Genomic DNA, 17803 nt, shown 5'->3' on the forward strand with positions numbered 1-17803 from the left:
CATTATGGCCGGTAAAACTCGTTAAGCCTTCGTATCAGGCGAATGCCATAATCCGCCTTGCTGCCCGGACCGCCTTCCGCCTTGGCCACTGACAAAGAACTCAACGATTTCCTGCGTACCGTGGACCGTCGCGCCTTCAAGCGCACGGCCTACGTGGTTCGAGACGACGATGCCGCCCTCGACATCGTGCAGGACGCCATGATCAAGCTGGCCGAAAACTATTTCGACCGCCCCGCGGCCGAGCTGCCCCTGCTCTTCCAGCGCATCCTGTCCAACGCGACGATGGACTGGTTCCGCCGGCAGAAGGTCCGCAGCGCGGTCATGACGAATATGTCGGACTTCGAGGGTGCGGACGCCGACGGCGACTTCGACCTGCTGGAGATCCTCGAGACCCAGGACGGCGCCATGGGCGCCCTGAGCGCCGCGGACGAGGTCAGCCGGGCGCAGATCTTGCAGTCCATCGATACCGAGGTGCAACAGCTGCCGACGCGTCAACGGGAAGCCTTCCTGTTGCGTTACTGGGAGGAACTGGATGTTGCAGAGACCGCCTCTGTGATGGGTTGCTCCGAAGGCAGTGTCAAAACTCACTGTTCACGAGCAGTCCATGCGCTGGCCAAGGCTCTCAAGGCCAAAGGGATCACGCTATGAATTCGCCGAAGTCTTCCCCCCTCCCCGCCGACCTGGACGCCCGCGTTGCGCGGTTCGGCCTGCGCGTCGCCGCCGGACTGACGGAACGTAGCGCTGCGATGCCTCACGACGTGTCGGAGCGCCTGCGCTTCGCGCGCGAGCAAGCGCTGGCGCGAGCGGCCCAGGCCCGCGCCGCCCAGGCAGCCGCGGCCCCCAGCCCCAGCGTGGTGCAGATGGGCTCGGTTCTGGCCTTCAGCGGCGGCCCGCGCGGCATGGGGCCGGCTGGCGGCAGCGATGGCCGAAACGGCCTGTGGGCCAAGCTGATCTCCGCCCTGCCCTTGCTTGCCTTGCTCGCCGGCCTGGTGCTGATGCAGCAGAGCCAAATCCATGAACAGGTGGTCGCCGCGGCCGAAGTGGACACCGCCCTGCTGAGCGACCACCTCCCGCCTTCGGCCTTCAGCGACCCCGGTTTTGCCGAATACCTGAGGGACAGCCAGGAATGACCGGATGCGCATGAGCCGAGTTGTCCCGACGACGCGAGCCGCCCTTCCCCGCCTGCTGATCGCCCTGCTGCTCAGCGCAGCGGGGCTTCGTGCTTTTGCGCAGCTTCCCGACGCCGCGTCCGCGCCGCTCCCCGAACCGGCTGCGAGCGTGGCTCCGGCCACCCCGGCACCGCGCCCGGCCGTGCCGGCGCCCAAGGCCCCGGCCGTGCCGGTGGCCTCCGCCCTGGCGCCGGCCCCGACCTGGGCCAGCCTGACCCCCACCCAGCGCCAGCTGCTCGCGCCGCTGGAGGCCGACTGGCCCCATCTCGGCCCCACGCAGCGCAGCAAATGGCTGAACGCCACCCCCATGCTCGCCACCCTGCCCCCGCCCGAGCTCACCCGGCTGCACGAGCGCATGCGCGACTGGGCCAAGCTGACGCCGGCCGAGCGCCGCGACGCCCGCGTCGGTTTCCAGGTGGCCAAGCAGGTCGACGCCGAGCAGCGCCAGGCCAAGTGGGAGGCCTACCAGGCCCTGTCGCCGGAGCAGCGCCAGGCGCTCGTCGACAAGGCGGCCGCCCGCCGCAAGGCCCAGCGCACGGCGGCGGGCCCGGTGGCCAAGCCCCTCGCAGCCCAGCCCAAGTCCAACATCGTTCCGGCGACGCCCCGGCTCGTCGCGCCCGTGGCCGTGACCGGCGGCCTCATCCAGGCCAAGCCCGGCGCGACCACCGTGCTCATCACCCACGCGCTGCGCCTGCCCAGCCACCAGGTGGCGGGTGAATCCAAGGTGGTGGCCGACCCCGACCTCGTCGACCCCAAGACCCTGCTGCCCAAGCCCCCGAGAGCGCCGAGCGCCTCCGCGCCGCGCCCATGACGGCGTCCGGCACCACAGGCGCCACGCCTCCGGGCCTGGCGCGACGCTTCGCGGCGTTGCTGTATGAGGGCGTGCTGCTCTTCGGCGTCGTCTTCTTCGCGGGCTTCCTGTATTCGGTGCTGACCCGGCAGCAGCACGCCCTGCAGGGACGAGTCGGCCTTGGCATCTTCATCTTCATCGTGCTGGGCCTGTACTTCGTCGGCTTCTGGACCCGCTCCGGCCAGACGCTCGCGATGAAGACCTGGCATCTGCGCGTCGTCGACACCGCGGGCCGACCGCTGAAGGCGCCTCGAGCCGTGGCGCGCTATCTGGCCAGCTGGCTGTGGTTCCTGCCGGCGCTGGTCAGCACCTGGGCGCTCGGCCTGCACGGTGGCGGCGCCATCGTCGGCAGCCTCGTCGCCGGCATGCTTGCCTACCTGCTCATTGCGCGCCTGCATCCCGGACGGCAGTTCCTGCACGATACGATCTGCGGCACGCGCGTCATCACCCAGCTCCCGCAGCGTCCATGAGCAATCCCCACAAAGGCCGCACGGGCCTGGACCGAATCATCCGCGCCGCCGGCTACTCCTGGGCCGGGCTGAAGGCCGCCTACACCGGCGAAAGCGCCTTCCGCCAGGAAACCTGGCTGCTCATCGTCGGCGCGCCGCTGGCCTTCTGGGTTGGCCGCGACTGGGTCCAGATCGCCCTGCTGCTCGGGTCGCTGCTGGCGGTGCTCATCGTCGAGCTGCTCAACTCCGCGATCGAGGCAGTCGTGGACCGGGTGTCCTTCGAGATGCACCACCTCTCCAAGCGCGCCAAGGACATCGCCAGCGCCGCCGTGATGCTGTCCCTGCTGCTGGCGGGCGGCGTCTGGGCCGCTGCCGTCTGGCAGCACCTGCGCTGACGGCGCCGTTGGTGTGACACTCGGGCCATGCGCCAGGCCCGAGGCATCCAGTTGCTGCGTTCCGGCATGCCCGGCATGCAGGTCGTCGTGGCCGATTCGGCCCACGCATTCGGCCGCCACACGCATGACCAGTTCGGCATCGGCCTGATCGAGCGCGGCGCGCAAAAGTCGGCCAGTGGTCGCGGCACGGTGGAGGCCGGCCCGGGCGACCTCATCACGGTCAACCCCGGCGAGGTGCACGACGGCCGCCCCCTGGACGCCCGCGGCCGACGCTGGCGCATGCTCTACGTCGACCCGGCTCAGGTGCTCGACGCGGCGGCCGACATGAGCGCCACCCCGGCCTTCGAGTTCCACGCCCCCGTGCTGCGCGACGCGGCCGTCGCCCTCCGTTTCCAGGCCCTGTTCGAGGCGGCGCTGTCGCCCGGCTGCTCGAGGCTGGAGGCCGAATCGGCCCTGCTCGTGCTGGTGGCCTGGCTGCTGCGGCCCGCCGAGCCCCGCCCCGTGGCCGCCACCGCGAGCATTGCCAGCGCCCGCAGCCGGCTGGACGACGATCCCGCCGCCGAGCTCCGCCTCTCCGAGCTCGCCGCCGACGCCGGCCTGAGCCGCTACCAGTTCTTGCGGGCCTTTGCCCGCCTGACCGGCCTGCCGCCCCATGCCTACCAGGTGCAGCGCCGCGTGCAGCTCGCGCGCCGCCTGGTGCTGGCTGGGCAGGGCTTGGCCGAGGCCGCGGCGGCCAGCGGCTTCGCCGACCAGAGCCACATGACGCGCTGTTTCGTGCGCTGCCTCGGGATGACGCCCGGCGCTCTCGCGCGACTCTGAAATTTCGTTCAAGACGGCCGCGGGCCGGGAAGCCAGCATGGCGCCCTCACTTCCGGAGCGCCTGCATGAATCTCGAATTCCTCACCGTCTCTTTACTCGTCGTCGCCTCGCCCGGGACGGGCGCGGCCGTCACCATCGCCACCGGCCTGTCACGCGGCGCGCGCACGGCCCTGGTCGCCGCCCTCGGCTGCACGCTGGGCATCGTGCCCCACATGCTGGCAGCCATCACCGGCCTGGCGGCCCTGCTGCACGCCAGCGCCCTGGCCTTCGAGGCCGTCAAGGTGGCGGGCGTGGCCTATCTGCTCTACATCGCCTGGATGACCTGGCGGGAACAGGGCGTCCTGCGGGTCGAGGCCGAAGGCGCCAGGCGCTCCAACGCCGAGGTCGTGCGGCACGCCGTGCTCGTCAACCTGCTCAATCCCAAGCTGTCGATGTTCTTCCTGGCCTTCCTGCCGCAATTCGTCGCGCAGGAGGACGCGGAGCCGACACTGGCGATGCTGAAACTCTCCGCCGCTTTTATGGTCATGACCTTCGCCGTGTTCGCGGCATACGGGGCTTTCGCAGCAGGCATGCGCGATCGCGTATTCGGCAGCGCAACGGCCATGGCCTGGCTGCGTCGAAGCTTCGCAGCGGCCTTCGTGGGTCTTGGCCTGAAGCTCGCCCTGACTGAGCGTTAAGGTCTCGCCCCCCGAACCGCGGCCTGAGCAAAACGGTCAACCGGCCTGCCGATGCAGCGGGCCATCTCCGTACACCGCGCCACCGTCGTGCACGCATGCCGCCGGCGACCCGGCCGGCTCTGCCCCACGATCGAGAGCCGGGATCTGCAGTAACTGCGCCACCAGGGCCGACAGCTTGCGCGGCGCCAGCGGCTTGTGGGCCACGTACACGCTCGCCTGGGCTGCCTGGCTGGCGATGGCAGCGTCCAGGTCGCCGGTGACCAGAAGCGCGGGCAGCGCGGGCGCCTGCAGTACATCGCGCAGACGCGCCACTTCCGTCAACCCGTCGCTGGCACCCAGGTGCAGGTCGGAGATGACCAGCGCAGGCGCGAGAGGGTTGCTTTCCAGCGATGCGAGTACACCTTCCACGTCGGCCGCGGCATGCACCGTATAGCCCCAGCGTTGCAACAGCGCCGCCATGGCGTCCCGTACTTCGACATCGTCCTCCAGCAGCGCCAGCACGCCGCGTCCGCCGCCGACGGCACCCGCGGCCGGGACCGGTTCGGGCAGCGGCGCCTCGGCGATCAGCGGCAGAGTGAGCGCGACGGTCGTGCCCTCGCCGGGGCTTGAGGAGAGATTCAACTTGTGGCCTAGCAGTTCGGCGGCGCGACGCACGATGGACAACCCGATACCGAGGCCTTCGGCAGCCTTGGCCGGGTCGAGCCGCACGCGATCGCGAAAGACGTCCTCGAGCCTGTGGGGCGGGATGCCTGAGCCGCTGTCCTGCACCGTCAAGCACACGGTGGGTCCCGAGTACTGCAGCCTCACTCTCACAAAGCCGGAATCGGTGTACTTGATGGCGTTGGAGACCAGGTTGAAGAGGATGCGACGAAGGAGATGCCCGTCCGACATCACGTGGCCGTCCGCTGGCGGCACGTCCAGCGACAGGCCCTTGCGCTTGGCCAGGCCACCAAAGTGCAGCATGACGTCGTGCAGCAGTTCAGCCAGCGATACGACGGCGAGCTGCGGCGTGTAGTGCCCGCCGTCCAGCCGACCAAGGTCCATCAGCTCATCAAGCATCTCGCCCAGCGACGCGGTGCTGCGCCTCACGCTCTGCAGCCAGGCGACAAAGCGCGAGGACTCGCGTTGCGCATCGGCGCCCAGTTCGGCCAGCATGCCCAGCGCGTGGGCCGGCTGGCGCAGGTCGTGGCAGGCGGCCGCCAGCAGCCGGATGCGCGACGCGCTGCGCTGCTCAAGTTCGCGATTGCGCAACGCCAGCTCCGCCGACACCTGCACCAGCCGGCGGCCTCGGCGCATAGCCACCGCGAGGGCGACCGCGGTCGCAGCCACTCCGACCGCCGCCGCTCCGAAGGCCATCATCCAGCCGCGTTGTCGCGCGGCCTGCAGCTCCGATTCGGCCTTGAGTTCGGCGTTTTCCTTGTCCTTGGCGGCGACGTTGAGCTTTTCCTGCAGTTCCACCCGGGCGGTTTCGCTGGAAATCCGCTGCAGTTCCTCGCCAGCCTTGTTGGACTCCCGCAGGGCACGCAGGGCCTCCTCGTAGCGGCCGAACCGCTCCCAGAACGAAGCCGCGCGAGATTTGAATGCCCTAACGGTTTGCGGTCCGAACGAGCGCGTGTCGGCCAGCAGGGCGTCCATCTGTTCGATCTCCCTTTGGCCGCGTGCCAGCGCATCCGGCGTGCCGAGGGCCGTGCAGGCTTCCAGAGCCACCCGGCTTCGCAAGGCCACCAGCTTCTTGCAGTTCGAGTTGAACTTCCTGGCTTCGTCGAGTAACGCGAGCGCTTCCCCGGGCCGCCCCGCGGTGACCTTGGCGCGCGCAAAGGTCACGAGATCGAAACCGGAAGGGCAGGCGCCGAGCACACCCTTGAGCGTGCCGGGCAGCGCCTGTTTCATGTGATCAAACGCCGCCACGTCATGCCGGGCGGCGAACTCCATCCGGAACGACAGGACCTGTTGGCTCAGGTAGAGCGCAGGGTACTGACTGGCCACGATGCGCGGCAGCGCATCGGCCAGCAGGGCCCGGGCCGCGTTGGACGCCGGGTTGGCCGCAAGCTCGGCCTGAGCCCGGTTGTGCAGAGAGAACACCACCTGGGGCTGCGAGATGGCGTAGTTCGGTTGTTCGGCCAGCGTCTGGATGGCATCGTTGAACCGGTTCTCCTTGAGCGTCGCAAGCGCCCGGGCACCGAGGACGAAATACATCCTCGCTGGATCGCCCAACTGGCGAGCCAGCGCCTCCAGTTCATCGGGCTGAAGGAAGCTCTTGCAGTGCTGGTCCGACAGGCTGAGGTAGGCAGCGGCAGCCACGTCGAACAACTCAACGGCGAACTCCTGGCGTCGCGACTTGGCGGCATTGATGACCGGATCGACGACCGCGCAATCGCCGGTGTTTTCGTCCATCGCCAGGAAGTAGCTGGCTGCGGCCTTGAGCTGGGCCTGCAAGTCGCCGGAGCGCTGCGCCGCGTCAAGCGCCACGCGACCTTCACGGGCCGCGCGCACGGGGTCGCGCATGGTCTGCGCGAAATCCCCGAGCACAAAGCGGTCTCGCCAGGTTTGGTCGACACCGGCCTGCGCGCCGGATGCGAAGGCTGCCGATCCCTGCAGCAACAACATCGACAACACGATCCACCGGAACCCTGAAAGAGTGCTGTGTGACATTGCCGTGGCTCCCAATGGGTCTGATGGAACGGCCGGAACGTCAAGGATGCGCTCGACCACACAGACTGGCGGCCGGTGCCGCGAATCCTGCAGCAGACAGATCAAGTCCGCCATCGGCACAAGCGCGGTATCCGGAATCACCGCCCCCTGAATCGGGCACGCCAGGACGGCACGAGACGGGGTAGGCTGGCAAACAGGCACTGCAGGCCTGCGGCAGCACAATCGCCGAGACGCTCGGCTGGAGCGAAGTGATGAACGTCCTGATCGTTGACGACCTTGGAGAAAACGTGTCGTTGCTCGTCGAGTGGTGTGGGCAGTTGGACGACGTGAGCGCAACCGGTTTCGAAAACCCGCTCCGAGCGCTCGACTGGTGCGCCGTCCACCAGCCGGACCTGGTGATCGTGGACTACCGCATGCCGGAACTGGACGGAATCAGCTTCATCCGTCGCTTGCAGCGCATGCCGAATCGGGGCAACGTGCCGGTACTGATGATCACTGCGGATTCCGAGCGGACGGTCCGCCACGAGGCGCTGAGCGCTGGGGCCAGCGACTTTCTCAACAAGCCCATCGACCGCAAGGAGTTCCTCTCCCGCGCCCGCAACATGCTCACCCTGCGTGCAGGCCAGAAGGCGCTGGAAGACCGCGCGGAATGGCTGGCGCGGGAGGTCAACAAGGCAGCCGCGACCATCGTCGAACGAGAACGGGAAACGATCTTCCGGCTGTCACGCGCCGCCGAATACCGCGACCCCGAGACCGGTGCCCACCTGATGCGCATGGCGAACTACTCGAAGCTGATCGCCGCGCAGTTGGGTGAACCGTCCTCGCTGCAGGAACTCATCCTGCACGCTGCGCCGATGCATGACATCGGCAAAGTCGGGACGCCGGACCACATCCTGCTGAAGCCCGGACGGTTGACGCCCGAGGAATTGATCGTGATGAGACATCACGCCAGCATCGGCTTCGAGATACTCAGCGACAGCACCAGCCCGGTGCTTCAACTGGCCGCCACCGTCGCACTGACGCACCATGAGAAGTTCGACGGCAACGGCTACCCGTCGGGCCTGACCGGTGACGCCATCCCTCTGGTCGGGCGCATCGTCGCCGTGGCGGACGTCTTCGACGCGCTGACCTCGGAGCGGCCCTACAAGCCGGCCTGGGCCGTCGACGAGGCGTTGGATTATCTGCAGGCGCAAAGCGGGCAGCACTTCGATCCGGCTTGCGTGCAGGCCTTCATGAACCGATTGCCCGAAGTGCTGGACATCCGGGCCCGCTACCGGGACAGCGGCGAGACGGCGCGTCCCCAGCTTTCGCGAGCCCCGATGGCGTGATCGGAGCTCGGCCCTGGCTAGACCGCCGCTTCGTCGGTCTCGCCGGTGCGGATGCGAACCACCTGTTCGACCGGCAGCACGAAGATCTTGCCGTCGCCGATCTTGCCCGTCTTGGCGGCCTTGAGGATGGCGTCGATGCAGCGCTCGACCTCCTCGTCCTTCACCACCACCTCGACCTTGACCTTGGGCAGGAAGTCGACGACGTATTCGGCGCCGCGGTAGAGCTCGGTGTGGCCCTTCTGGCGGCCGAAACCCTTGACTTCGGTGACCGTCAGCCCCGAAGCGCCCACCTCGGCCAGCGCCTCGCGGACCTCGTCGAGCTTGAAGGGTTTGATGATGGCGGTGATCTGCTTCATGGGACAAGGCTCCTGATATCGCTTGGCGCCGATTTAAGCACGTTCGTCCGGAATCCGGTCCAGATCGGCCAGCCACACGGCCGCTTCCGAATCGCTCGGCGCCCTCCAGTCGCCACGCGGCGAGAGCGACCCGCCGCTGCCCACCTTGGGCGCGTTCGGCACGCAGCTGCGCTTGAACTGGCTGCCCTTGAAGAAGCGCTGCAGAAAGATGCGCAGCACGCGCTTGATCTCGGCCGGCGCATAGGCCTCGCCCCAGGCGTGGCGGGCCAGGAAGGCGATCTTGCTCGGCGCGTAGCCGTGGCGAAGGGTGTAGAAGAGGTTGAAGTCCTGCAGCGCATAGGGGCCGACCACCGCCTCCGTGCTCTGCAGGGCGCCGGGAACGAGTTCCGGGCTGATCTCCGTGTCGAGGATGTCGTGCAGCACCTGCGTGTCGGTGCCCGCACCGAGCTGCCCGGTCTCGGCCACCCAGCGCACGAGGTGCTGGATCAGCGTCTTGGGCACGCTGGCATTGACGTTGTAGTGGGACATGTGGTCGCCCACGCCATAGGTGCACCACCCCAGCGCCAGCTCGGACAGGTCGCCCGTGCCGAGCACCATGCCGCCTGCCAGGTTGGCCAGGCGGAAGAGGTGGCTGGTCCTCTCGCCGGCCTGGACGTTCTCGAAGGTGACGTCGTAGACCGGCTGGTCTTCGCGGTGGGGATGGCCGATGTCCCGGAGCATCTGCGCGCAGCTCGGCCGGATGTCGATCTCGCGCGCCTCGCAGCCCACGGCCGCCATCAGACGCCGCGCCTGCTCGCGCGTGCGCTCGCCCGTGGCGAAACCCGGCATGGTCACGCCGATGATGTGGGTGCGCGGCAGGCCGAGTGCATCCATCGCGCGGGCGGCCACCAGCAGCGCATGGGTCGAATCCAGCCCGCCGGAGATGCCGACGACGAGCTTGCCGATGCCGCTGGAGGCCAGGCGCTGGGTCAGGCCCTGGACCTGGATGTTGTAGACCTCCTGGCAGCGCTCGTCGCGGCGGCCGAGGTCGGCGGGCACGTAGGGGAAGCGCTCGACGCGGCGGTGCAAGGCCAGCGGCCGGTCGCGATCCAGGCCCAGCTCGAACGGCACCTGACGGAAGGCACCCACCGCCGCCGCATGCAGGCGCACGGAATCGCCGAAGCTGGTCTGGCGCATGCGCTCGCGCGCCAGGCGCTCCAGGTCGACGTCGGCCGTCACGACGTGCGAGTCCCGCACGAAGCGCTCGGACTCCGCGAGCAGCTCGCCGTTCTCGCAGATGAGAGCCTGGCCGTCCCAGGCCAGGTCGGTCGTCGACTCGCCCGCGCCGGCGGACGAATAGACATAGGCTGCCAGGCAGCGCGCCGACTGCTGCGACACCAGCTGGCGCCGGTAGGCGGCCTTGCCGACGACGATGTTGGACGCCGACAGGTTGACCAGCACGGTCGCCCCGGCCAGCGCCGCGAAGGAGGACGGCGGGATCGGCGTCCAGACGTCCTCGCAGATCTCCACGTGCAGGCGCAGCAGCGGCATGTCCTCGGCCGAAAAGACCTGGCGGCTGCCGAAAGGCACCTGCTGGCCGAGCAGCGTGACGCTGTCGACCGTTGCCTCCTCGCCGGAGCCGAACTGGCGTGCTTCGTAGAACTCGCTGTAGTTGGGCAGGAAGGTCTTGGGCACCACGCCGAGGATGCGGCCGCGCAGCAGCACGACGGCACAGTTGAACAGGCGCTGCTCGACGCGCAGCGGCATGCCGACGATGGCGACGAGAGGCAGCGTTTGGGTGGCGGCCAGCACCTGGGCCAGCGCCGCCTCGCAGCCGTCCAGCAGGGCGCGCTGGTGGAAGAGGTCGTCGCAGCTGTAGGCCGACAGGCCCAGCTCCGGGAAGGCCATGACGGCCACGCCGTCGGCCGCGGCTTGCCGCAGCAAGGCAATCGTCTTCTCGGCATTGAACGCCGGATCGGCCACGCGGCACTGGGGGACGCCCACGGCGACGCGGGCGAAGTCATGGCTGTAGAGGTTGTCGAAACGCATGGCCGGCTTCATCAAAACCCCAGTCTAGCCCTGCGTTCCAGCGGTGGTTTCCAATAGCCCGCCATGCCGACACTCCGCGTCCACGACTCGCCCGCCGCCCTGACGCCAGAAGCCTGGAACCGCCTGCTCGACGCCTCCGCGCAGCCGACGCCCTTCATGCGCCACGAGTACCTGCAGGCCCTGCACGACTCCGGCTCCGCGGTGGCTGGCACGGGCTGGCAACCGAGCTTCCTCAGCGTCTGGGACGACGGGCACCTGCTGGCCGCCTGCCCCGCCTACCTCAAGGCCCACAGCTACGGCGAATACGTCTTCGACTGGGCCTGGGCCGAGGCCTACCAGCGGCACGGCCTCAACTACTACCCCAAGCTGCTCGTGGCCGTGCCCTTCACGCCGGTGCCCGGCAGCCGGCTGCTCGCCGTGGACGACGAGGCCCGCGCCGTGCTGGCGCAGGGCCTGCGGGCGCTGGCACGCGAGACCGATGCCTCGTCCCTGCACGTGCTGTTCGGCGACGAAGCCGACCAGGCGGCCCTCGCCGCGGCCGGCTGCATGGCACGCGCCGGTGTGCAGTTCCACTGGACGGCCGGCGGCGATGCCGACTTCACCGCCTTCCTGGCCCGGCTGCACCGCGACAAGCGCAAGAAGATCCAGCAGGAGCAGCGCCGCGTGCGCGAGGCGGGCGTCAGCTTCGAGGCGCGCGAGGGCCGGGCCATCACGCCCGAGGACTGGGATTACTTCTACCGCTGCTACCAGCAGACCTACCGCGAGCACCACAGCCGCCCCTACCTGACGCGCGACTTCTTCGCCCGCATGGCCAGCGAAATGCCCGGCCACTGGCTGATGTTCACGGCGATGCGGGAGGGCCGCCGCGTCGCCGCCTCGCTCATCGCCCTCGATCCCGCCCGCCGGGCGGCCTTCGGGCGCTACTGGGGAGCGACCGAGCAAATCCCCAACCTGCACTTCGACGCCTGCTACTACCAGCCCCTGGCCTGGTGCATCGCCGACGGCTACCAGCGCTTCGAAGGGGGCGCCCAGGGCGAGCACAAGATGGCGCGCGGCCTCATGCCCACGCCGACGGCCTCCAGCCACTGGCTGGCCCACCCGGCCTTCGCCGACGCCGTCAACGATTTCCTCGCCCGTGAGGGCCAGGCCATGGCCGGCTACATCGACGAGCTCCACGACCACGCGCCCTACAAGACCGCGCAAGCGGGCTCGTAAAAGCAAAAGACGCCGCGAGTGCGGCGTCTTCCTGAATGGGGCCTGAACGGGGTCAGGCCTTGCTGAAGTTGGCCATGCCTTCGGTGATCTCGCGCTTGGCGGCTTCGACGCCTTCCCAGCCCTTGACCTTGACCCACTTGCCCTTCTCCAGATCCTTGTAGTGCTCGAAGAAGTGCTGGATGGCGGCGCGGCGGGCCGGGTTCACGTCCTCGATCTGCTGCCAGTGGTCGTACATCGCCAGGATCTTGCTGGTCGGCACGGCCAGCAGCTTGGCATCGCCGCCGGCCTCGTCGTCCATCATCAGCACGCCCAGGGCGCGGCAGGTGACCACGACGCCCGGCTGCAGCGCGAAGGGCGTGATGACCAGCACGTCGACCGGGTCGCCGTCGTCGGCGAGCGTCTTGGGGATGTACCCATAGTTGCAGGGGTAGTACATCGGCGTGGTGAGGAAGCGATCGACGAACAGTGCGCCGGTTTCCTTGTCGACCTCGTACTTGATGGGGTCGGCATTCATCGGGATCTCGATGATGACGTTGAACTCGTCGGGCGCCTTGGCGCCGGGGGACACGTTGTGCAGGCTCATGGTCGTCGATTTCTATGGGCTAAGGAAAACCCGCATTCTAGGTTTGCTGGTAAACGCTCAGCTGACGCCTCGGACCCCGCCCTTAAGCTCCGCCGCGCAGGCCGACGCAGCCCGCGGTGGCCGAACAGATCGCACGCTATAGAGGAGACTTTTTCATGTCGACGGAAGTGGCGCTGTATTTCGCGCTGGCCTGCGGCCTCGCAGCCGTTCTTTACGGGTTCATCCAGCGCAGCTGGATCTTGAGTCAGGACGCGGGCAACGCCCGCATGCAGGAGATCGCCACGGCGATCCAGCAAGGCGCCGCCGCCTACCTCGGCCGGCAGTACCGCACCATCGCCATCGTCGGCGTCGTGCTCGCCATCGCCATCGCGGTATCGGGGCTGGGCACGACGACGGCCGTCGGCTTCGTCATCGGCGCGGTGCTCTCGGGCATCTGCGGCTTCATCGGCATGAACATCTCGGTGCGCGCCAACGTGCGCACCGCGCAGGCGGCCACCAAGGGCATCGGCCCGGCGCTGGACGTTGCCTTCAAGGGCGGCGCCATCACCGGCATGCTGGTGGTGGGCCTGGGCCTGCTCGGGGTCGGCGGCTTCTACATGGCCATCGGCGGCGGGCATGACAGCACGGCGCTCAAGCCCATGCTGGGCCTGGCCTTCGGCTCCTCGCTGATCTCCATCTTCGCCCGCCTGGGCGGCGGCATCTTCACGAAGGGCGCCGACGTCGGCGCCGACCTCGTCGGCAAGGTCGAGGCCGGCATCCCCGAGGACGACCCGCGCAACCCGGCCGTCATCGCCGACAACGTGGGCGACAACGTCGGCGACTGCGCCGGCATGGCGGCCGACCTCTTCGAGACCTATGCCGTCACGCTGATCGCCGCCATGGCGCTGGGCGCCCTGATGGTGATGGGCGACTCGGCCCAGGCCGGCGTCATCTACCCGCTGGCCCTGGGCGGCGTGTCCATCATCGCCTCCATCGTCGGCTGCTTCTTCGTCAAGGCCAGCGAGGGCATGAAGAACGTGATGCCGGCCCTCTACAAGGGCCTCATCGTGGCCGGCCTGCTCAGCCTCGTCGCCTTCTTCTTCGTGACGCGGGCCATGTTCCCCGGCGAGGTGCAGCTCGCCGGCGGCGTGACGACCAACGCCACGGCCCTGTTCGGCGCCTGCGCCGTGGGCCTGGTGCTGACGGCGGCCATGGTCTGGATCACCGAGTACTACACCGGCACCCAGTACCACCCCGTGCAGCACGTGGCCCAGGCCTCCACCACCGGCCACGGCACCAACGTCATCGCCGGCCTGGGCGTGTCGATGAAGTCCACCGCCTGGCCGGTGCTCTTCGTCTGCGCGGCCATCTTCGCGGCCTTCAAGCTGGCGGGGCTGTACGGCATCGCCGTCGCGGCCACCAGCATGCTGAGCATGGCGGGCATCATCGTCGCGCTCGACGCCTACGGCCCCATCACCGACAACGCCGGCGGCATCGCCGAGATGGCCGAGCTGCCCGAGAGCGTGCGCAACGTCACCGACCCGCTGGACGCCGTGGGCAACACCACCAAGGCCGTCACCAAGGGCTATGCCATCGGCTCGGCAGGCCTGGCGGCGCTGGTGCTGTTCGCCGATTACACCCACGCCCTCGAATCGCGCGGCATGGACGTGGCCTTCAACCTGTCGGACTACCGCGTCATCCTCGGCCTCTTCATCGGCGGCCTCATTCCCTACCTCTTCGGTGCCATGGCAATGGAAGCCGTCGGTCGGGCGGCCGGTGCCGTCGTCGTCGAGGTGCGCAAGCAGTTCGCCGACGGCGCCATCATGGCCGGCCAGCGCAAGCCCGACTACAGCGCCGCGGTCGACATGCTGACCACCGCCGCCATCAAGGAAATGATCGTGCCCTCGCTGCTGCCGGTGGCCGCGCCCATCATCGTCGGCCTGACGCTCGGCCCGGCGGCCCTCGGTGGTCTGCTGATGGGCACCATCGTGACCGGCCTGTTCGTCGGCATCTCCATGTGCACCGGCGGTGGCGCCTGGGACAACGCCAAGAAGCTCATCGAAGAGGGCTTCACCGACGACAAGGGCGTGCTGCACAAGAAGGGCTCGGAAGCGCACAAGGCCGCCGTCACCGGCGACACCGTGGGCGACCCCTACAAGGACACCGCCGGCCCGGCCGTCAACCCGTTGATCAAGATCATCAACATCGTGGCGTTGCTGATCGTGCCCCTGCTGCCCATGACCGCGGCCACCAAGGCGCCCGAGGCCCTGCCCGCGACGGCGGCGGCGACGGCCGTCGCGCCTCTGGCGGCCAGCGACGTGCCGGCAACCGCGGCTCCCACCATGATGGAGGCGCCCGCCTCGGCGGCCTCCCAGTGACGCCCGGGTAAATATCGGTATAACGGCCCGTTCAGCGGGCCGTTTTCATTGGCGCGGCACGGCAGAATCGGGCGCCATGGCAAGCAGGGCGATCACGAGGCACGAATTGACGCGGCGGCGCGAGCAACTGCAGGACCTGCAGCGCTATCTCGCCGTGCTGGAGGCCGACCACGACGGCGCCCGCGCCAAGCTGCTCGGGTTCCGGCAGCGCTACCTCGAGGCACTGGGGCCGCTGATGCGGGAGCTCGACGAGCTCGAAGGCCAGCTCCAGCAGGCCACCACCCTGCTCTCCGAGGCCCTGAAGCGCCAGGGCGTCGACGCGCCCATGCCGGCCTTGCCGCGCGCCAAGGCCTGGCCCGAGATTCCCGCCCTCCCCGAGGCCGTACCCCTGCCGCCCGAGCCCACCGGGCCGCTGACCGACCTGCCGCCGCCCAGCCTGAAGACGCTGTACCGGCGCGCGGCCATGCGCTTTCATCCCGACCTGGCGCCCTCGGGGCCCGAACGCGAGGTCTGCGAGCAGCGGATGATGGTCGTCAACGACGCCTATGCCAACGGCGACCGCGGCCGGCTGGAAAGCCTGCTGCTGGCGGCCGGCGAATCGCCGGAGAAGGTCATCGGCGGGCCGGCCGACGCGGTGCGGGCCTGGCTCGGCCTGTGCGAGCACATGGTCCAGGGCCGCATCCGCATCGTGCAGGCCCAGACGGCCTGGCTGCACAGCCAGCAGATGCACCAGCTGCGCATCGCCATCGAGCGCGCCGAGACGGGCGGCATGCGCCCGCTGGACATCATGGCGGCGCGGCTGCGGGCCCAGATCACCGAGCGCCGCCAGGAGCTCTACATCGGGGAGCGGGTCGGCGGCGATGCACGCCTGGCGGCCGACTTCCTGCGCCAGCGCTACCGGCGCCTCACGGGCCTGGGCCTGGGCTGAGCGCGGCATGTCACAAACGGGGCGCCCGCCTCGTCTACGGCGTGAGAGCCTCCACGCGCCCCGCCATGACCGACACACCCGACCGCTCGCCCGCCGCACGCGCCCAGCGCTTCGACCAGGACCATGCCCGCCGGTTGCGCGCCCTCGCCTACCGCATGCTGGGCTCGCGGGCGGAGGCCGAGGACATCGTGCAGGAGGCGTGGCTGCGCTGGGCCGAGGTGGACGAGGCCTGGATCGACCACGCCGGCGCCTTCCTGTCGCGGCTGGTGACCAATCTCTGCCTCGACAAGCTGCGCTCGGCCGCCGCCCAGCGCGAGCACTACGTCGGCGTCTGGCTGCCCGAGCCCCTGCTGGAGGACGAGGCCCTCTTCGGCTGGACACCCGGTCCCGAGGCCCAGGCCGAGTTCGCCCAGGACGTGTCGCTGGCCTTCATGCTGGCGCTGGAGCGGCTGTCGCCTCTGGAGCGCGCGGCCTTCCTGCTGCATGACGTGTTCGACCTCGACTACGCCGAGATCGCCCGCCACCTCGACCGCAGCGAGGCCGCCTGCCGCCAGCTGATCAGCCGGGCCCGCAAGAACGTCAAGGCAGACTACGCCCGCCGCGAGGTGGCCCAGGAAGAGCGCGACCGTCTCGTCGGCGCCTTCGTGCAGGCCGTGCAGAGCCGCGACGTGTCGGCCCTCGCGCAGCTGCTCAGCGCGGACGCGGTACTGATGGCCGACGGCGGCGGGCGCGTCAATGCCGTGCCCAGGCCCCTGCACGGCGGCGCCCGTGTGGCCCGGGCCTTCATCGGCTTCGCTCGCATGCCCCGCAGCCAGGGCTGGCGCCTGCTGCCGACCCGGGTCAACGGCCTGCCCGGCTGCCTGGTCGTCGACGACCACGACGGCGGCCGGCTCGTGCAGGCCGTCGCCCTGGCGCCTGCCGACGAGGGCCGCGTGGGCGCCGTCTACGTGCAGCGCAACCCCGACAAGCTGGCCGCCATCGCCCGACAGCTGCGCGGCTGATGTCACAACGGGCGGCCCGCGCCCGTCTTGTGGATGTGGGCGGCACCGTGCCGCCCCGCGTCAACCCAAAGCCAGGAACCGACCATGACCCACCCCGCGCCCCGCCTCGACTATTCCCGCCTGTCCGCCGACCTCTTCAAGAAGTACCTCGACTTCAGCATGGCCTTCCGCATGGACGAGGACCTGGCCCTGCTGGTGGACATCCGCGCCTCGCAGCTCAACGGCTGCGCCTTCTGCCTGGACATGCACGTCAAGCAGGCCCGCATCCACGGCGAGCGCGAGCTGCGCCTGCACCACGTGGCCATCTGGCGCGAGTCGCCACTGTTCACGCCGCGCGAGCGCGCGGCCCTGGCCTGGACCGAGGCCCTGACCCGCATCGGGCCCGAAGGCGTGCCCGACGCGCTCTACGCCGAGGTACGCGAGCAGTTCCCGGAGGAGGAGCTGTCCACGCTGACCTGGCGCGTGGCCGCCATCAACGGCTGGAACCGCATGAACGTCGCCTTCCGCAACGTGCCGGGCTCCAAGGACGAGATGTACGGCCTCGACAAAGCCGGGCTGGCCTGAGCTTCAGCCGTCGTTCTGCGTCATCGGGTCGGGCGTCGGCACCAGGTTGACGACCGTCCCGTTCTCGTCGAGCTGTTCGAAGATGAGCACGGTGCCGCGCCAGGTGCCGCAGTTCACCGTGATGGCCACGGAGCCGCCGACGGCCAGCAGCAGGTTGTCGCCCTGGGGCACTGGCGAGCTGCCGTTGAGGGTGTGGGTGGCCGCGGCCCAGAAGCGCAGCTGGCTGGTGTCGCCGGTCTGCGTGAAGCGGATGCTGTCGTAGGGCGGCTCGGCCGGGGGAATGACCAGCGGCGAGTGCATGCGCAGGCCATGCGGCCCGTGGTACAGGAAGTAGGGGTTGTTGTTGCCATCGATGCCCGCGGTCACGGTCACCGGATAGGGATGGTTGGTGGTTCCAAACGAGTCAGTGGACATCAGCGATCCTTTGAAAAG

General features: G+C 69.2%; 18 protein-coding genes. 13 read left to right on the forward strand and 5 right to left on the reverse strand.

Annotation, left to right across the window (positions count from 1 at the left end):
- Positions 1-81 precede the first annotated feature (81 nt).
- The 7 genes from LXT12_RS02535 to LXT12_RS02565 all read left to right on the forward strand — a co-directional run bounded on the left by LXT12_RS02535 (position 82) and on the right by LXT12_RS02565 (position 4359).
- Positions 82-648: an RNA polymerase sigma factor gene (locus tag LXT12_RS02535; protein ID WP_233389127.1), complete on the forward strand. Its 567-nt coding sequence runs from the start codon at positions 82-84 to the stop codon at positions 646-648.
- Positions 645-1130 carry a DUF3619 family protein gene (locus LXT12_RS02540; RefSeq protein WP_233389129.1) on the forward strand — a complete coding sequence of 162 codons (486 nt, stop codon included), beginning with the start codon at positions 645-647 and terminating at the stop codon, positions 1128-1130. Before LXT12_RS02535 ends, LXT12_RS02540 begins: the two co-directional genes overlap by 4 nt.
- Positions 1131-1140: 10 nt before the next feature.
- Positions 1141-1980, forward strand: a complete 840-nt coding sequence (locus LXT12_RS02545) for a DUF3106 domain-containing protein (protein WP_233389132.1) — start codon at positions 1141-1143, stop codon at positions 1978-1980.
- Positions 1977-2489, forward strand: coding sequence for an RDD family protein (locus LXT12_RS02550; RefSeq protein WP_233389134.1), 513 nt, complete (start codon positions 1977-1979; stop codon positions 2487-2489). The genes LXT12_RS02545 and LXT12_RS02550 overlap by 4 nt, the downstream gene beginning before the upstream one ends.
- The gene (locus LXT12_RS02555) at positions 2486-2863 is read left to right on the forward strand and encodes a diacylglycerol kinase (protein WP_233389136.1); all 378 of its coding nucleotides are present in this window, start codon (positions 2486-2488) and stop codon (positions 2861-2863) included. Before LXT12_RS02550 ends, LXT12_RS02555 begins: the two co-directional genes overlap by 4 nt.
- A 27-nt stretch (positions 2864-2890) precedes the next feature.
- The gene (locus LXT12_RS02560; RefSeq protein WP_233389137.1) at positions 2891-3682 is read left to right on the forward strand and encodes an AraC family transcriptional regulator; all 792 of its coding nucleotides are present in this window, start codon (positions 2891-2893) and stop codon (positions 3680-3682) included.
- A 65-nt stretch (positions 3683-3747) separates the two neighbouring features.
- Positions 3748-4359: a LysE family translocator gene (locus tag LXT12_RS02565; protein ID WP_233389139.1), complete on the forward strand. Its 612-nt coding sequence runs from the start codon at positions 3748-3750 to the stop codon at positions 4357-4359.
- A gap of 36 nt (positions 4360-4395) precedes the next feature.
- Here the strand turns inward: LXT12_RS02565 and LXT12_RS02570 are convergent, their stop codons facing one another.
- Positions 4396-6966 carry an ATP-binding response regulator gene (locus tag LXT12_RS02570; RefSeq protein WP_233389142.1) on the reverse strand — a complete coding sequence of 857 codons (2571 nt, stop codon included), beginning with the start codon at positions 6964-6966 and terminating at the stop codon, positions 4396-4398.
- A 296-nt stretch (positions 6967-7262) separates the two neighbouring features.
- Here LXT12_RS02570 and LXT12_RS02575 point away from each other — a divergent pair, with 296 nt between their 5' ends.
- A complete protein-coding gene (locus LXT12_RS02575) occupies positions 7263-8339 on the forward strand; it encodes an HD domain-containing phosphohydrolase (RefSeq protein WP_233389144.1) in 1077 nt (358 codons plus the stop codon).
- Between the two features lie 17 nt (positions 8340-8356).
- Here LXT12_RS02575 and LXT12_RS02580 read toward each other — a convergent pair whose 3' ends face one another.
- Together LXT12_RS02580 and LXT12_RS02585 are read right to left on the reverse strand one after the other, a co-directional pair.
- Positions 8357-8695 (reverse strand): P-II family nitrogen regulator, encoded by a 339-nt coding sequence (locus LXT12_RS02580; protein WP_233389146.1) that lies wholly within the window; start codon positions 8693-8695, stop codon positions 8357-8359.
- Positions 8696-8728: 33 nt separating this feature from the next.
- Positions 8729-10723: an NAD(+) synthase gene (locus LXT12_RS02585; protein ID WP_233389149.1), complete on the reverse strand. Its 1995-nt coding sequence runs from the start codon at positions 10721-10723 to the stop codon at positions 8729-8731.
- A 63-nt stretch (positions 10724-10786) separates the two neighbouring features.
- Between LXT12_RS02585 and LXT12_RS02590 the strand changes: the two genes are divergently transcribed.
- The gene (locus LXT12_RS02590; protein ID WP_233389151.1) at positions 10787-11938 is read left to right on the forward strand and encodes a GNAT family N-acetyltransferase; all 1152 of its coding nucleotides are present in this window, start codon (positions 10787-10789) and stop codon (positions 11936-11938) included.
- A gap of 52 nt (positions 11939-11990) precedes the next feature.
- Here LXT12_RS02590 and ppa read toward each other — a convergent pair whose 3' ends face one another.
- On the reverse strand, positions 11991-12521 hold the full coding sequence (gene ppa, locus LXT12_RS02595) for an inorganic diphosphatase (RefSeq protein WP_233389153.1): 531 nt from the start codon (positions 12519-12521) through the stop codon (positions 11991-11993).
- A 155-nt stretch (positions 12522-12676) separates the two neighbouring features.
- Here ppa and LXT12_RS02600 point away from each other — a divergent pair, with 155 nt between their 5' ends.
- The 4 genes from LXT12_RS02600 (at position 12677) to LXT12_RS02615 (ending at position 17371) form a co-directional block, all read left to right on the forward strand.
- Positions 12677-14878 (forward strand): sodium-translocating pyrophosphatase, encoded by a 2202-nt coding sequence (locus tag LXT12_RS02600; RefSeq protein WP_233389155.1) that lies wholly within the window; start codon positions 12677-12679, stop codon positions 14876-14878.
- A 76-nt stretch (positions 14879-14954) separates the two neighbouring features.
- Positions 14955-15806 (forward strand): J domain-containing protein, encoded by an 852-nt coding sequence (locus LXT12_RS02605; RefSeq protein ID WP_233389157.1) that lies wholly within the window; start codon positions 14955-14957, stop codon positions 15804-15806.
- A gap of 65 nt (positions 15807-15871) precedes the next feature.
- A complete protein-coding gene (gene sigJ, locus LXT12_RS02610) occupies positions 15872-16807 on the forward strand; it encodes an RNA polymerase sigma factor SigJ (RefSeq protein ID WP_233389159.1) in 936 nt (311 codons plus the stop codon).
- An 84-nt stretch (positions 16808-16891) separates the two neighbouring features.
- Positions 16892-17371, forward strand: coding sequence for a carboxymuconolactone decarboxylase family protein (locus LXT12_RS02615; RefSeq protein ID WP_233389161.1), 480 nt, complete (start codon positions 16892-16894; stop codon positions 17369-17371).
- A 3-nt stretch (positions 17372-17374) separates the two neighbouring features.
- Here the strand turns inward: LXT12_RS02615 and LXT12_RS02620 are convergent, their stop codons facing one another.
- Positions 17375-17785 carry a hypothetical protein gene (locus LXT12_RS02620; RefSeq protein ID WP_233389163.1) on the reverse strand — a complete coding sequence of 137 codons (411 nt, stop codon included), beginning with the start codon at positions 17783-17785 and terminating at the stop codon, positions 17375-17377.
- Positions 17786-17803 lie beyond the last annotated feature (18 nt).

The organism is Pelomonas caseinilytica, from assembly GCF_021353235.1.
Taxonomy (GTDB): domain Bacteria; phylum Pseudomonadota; class Gammaproteobacteria; order Burkholderiales; family Burkholderiaceae_C; genus Pelomonas; species Pelomonas caseinilytica.